Source organism: Streptomyces sp. SA15 (assembly GCF_002291145.1).
Lineage (GTDB): Bacteria > Actinomycetota > Actinomycetes > Streptomycetales > Streptomycetaceae > Streptomyces.
The window spans coordinates 1-1,790 of the sequence record NZ_NTGE01000055.1; the positions used below are offsets into that span (position 1 = coordinate 1).

General features: G+C 69.0%; 1 protein-coding gene. It reads right to left on the minus strand.

Annotated features, from left to right (window positions below):
* Positions 1-33: 33 nt before the first annotated feature.
* Positions 34-1,692: an IS1182 family transposase gene (locus CLM62_RS09545; protein ID WP_095749410.1), complete on the minus strand. Its 1,659-nt coding sequence runs from the start codon at positions 1,690-1,692 to the stop codon at positions 34-36.
* Between the last annotated feature and the right edge of the window lie 98 nt (positions 1,693-1,790).

Consider the following 1,790-nt stretch of genomic DNA (forward strand, 5'->3'; position numbering starts at 1 on the left):
TCGACACTGTTGGCGAATCCGGCCCGTCGAGTTCTACTCGGCGGGCCGGAGGGCTGCCAGGTGGGATGTGCGCGTGCGGGCTCGCGGGACCTCGGTCCACCACGCGTTTAGGCGGTGGAAGTTCATCGCGGTGGCCGTAAGTTGATGCTGCAACCGGGCCTTGGCGAGGCCGTGATAGCGGCATCGTCGCAGGCCAAAGGATCGGACGCCTTGCGAAATCGTGCCCTCGACACCGGCCCGATGTGCGTATTGCTCCTTCCAGTCCCGGGTGTCCTCCCGGGACCGCGCCTGCTGGATCACCTCCTGTTCGGAGCGAGGCCGGAGGGTGAGGTGACGGCCCCTGTCCGCCTTGGCGTCGGTCCGGGTGCACTGCGCCCGGACCTCGCAGGGGCGGCAGGTGGCCAGCGGGAACCGCACTCTCACCACGGCTGCTCCCTGCTGGGAACGGTCTTCCCTCCACTGATCGGTGATTCTCCCGTTCGGGCAGGTCACCCGGCGGTTGTCCCAGTCGACGGCGAAGTCTGCCTGGGAGAAGCCGCCGCCGTCTTTCGCCTGCCAGCTGGTGGAGGCGAGGATCGGGCCCACCAGGTCGACCTTGTGATCCCGGCGGGCGGTGACCACTTCCCGGGCGGTCGCGTAGCCCGCGTCGACCAGATGGCGTTCGGGCAGGAGGTCGCGCTCGGCAAGGTGAGCGTGGATCGGGGCGACCAGCCGCACGTCCTGGACGGTGGAGTCGGTCGTGGCGACGTGCGTGATCAGGTTCGGGCTCTCCGGCTCACAGGTCTCGGTGAGATGGACCTTGTAGCCGTCCCAGAAGATGCCGCGCTTCACGCTTCCCCGCGCGTCGGTGTCGTAGGGGGTGACCAGCCGCTCCGCGCCCGGCGGGCGGTCCTTGAGATCCCTGCGGCGGACCTGCCCGTCGACGACGAGGTACTGCTGGATCCACATCTGCCGCAACGTCCTCACCCGGTCGAGCAGTCGCAGGGACACGGGGGCGTCCGGCCGGTGAACGGCCTCCAGGAGCATCAGCCCGTCGGCACCGATCCGCTCGATCAGCTCGGCCTGCTTGACCTTCCCCTTGGGCAGCCGGGTGTCCTCGAACCGGATCGCGTACCGGTCGAACCACTCCGGCGGCACCCAGCCGGCCAGCCACTCCGGCTCGCGGGCGGCGACGCTGTTCAACGCGGCCCGCAGAGTCTCACCGAGCCGCACCAGCCCGTTGATCTGACGGGCGGCGGACAGCACGATCGTGGAGTCCGTGCGTGCACGGCCACCGGCTTTGAGCAAGCCGCGCTGCGCGGCAGCCTCAAGGACCCGGTCCAGAAGCTCGATCCCGGCGTCTCCGGCGATCAGCCGGTCCCTGAACTCGGTGAGTACCGAGTGGTCGAACCCTGGATCAGCCAGCTCCAGCCCCAGCAGGTACTTCCAGTCCAGCCGCCCACGCACCGCGTCCGCGGCCTGCCGGTCCGAGAGGCCCTCGGCAAACTGCATGACCGACACCAGCGCCAGCCTGCCCGGCGACCACGCCGGCTTCCCCCTGCTCGGGTACAGCCCAGCGAAGTCCGCGTCCGAGAACAACTCGCCCAGCTCGTCACGGATCCGCATTGCCAGGCTGCCCTTGGGAAACGCAGCCCGTGCCACCCGGGCCGTCTCCTCAGGAACCCCGTCGATCTTCCTGGCGTGCAACGACACCGACACCCTCCCCCAAACACAACGTCGGCCTTCACGACCACAACGGGTCATGAAGGCCGACGTCACGTTCAGGCCCCGGATTCGCCAACAGTGTCGAC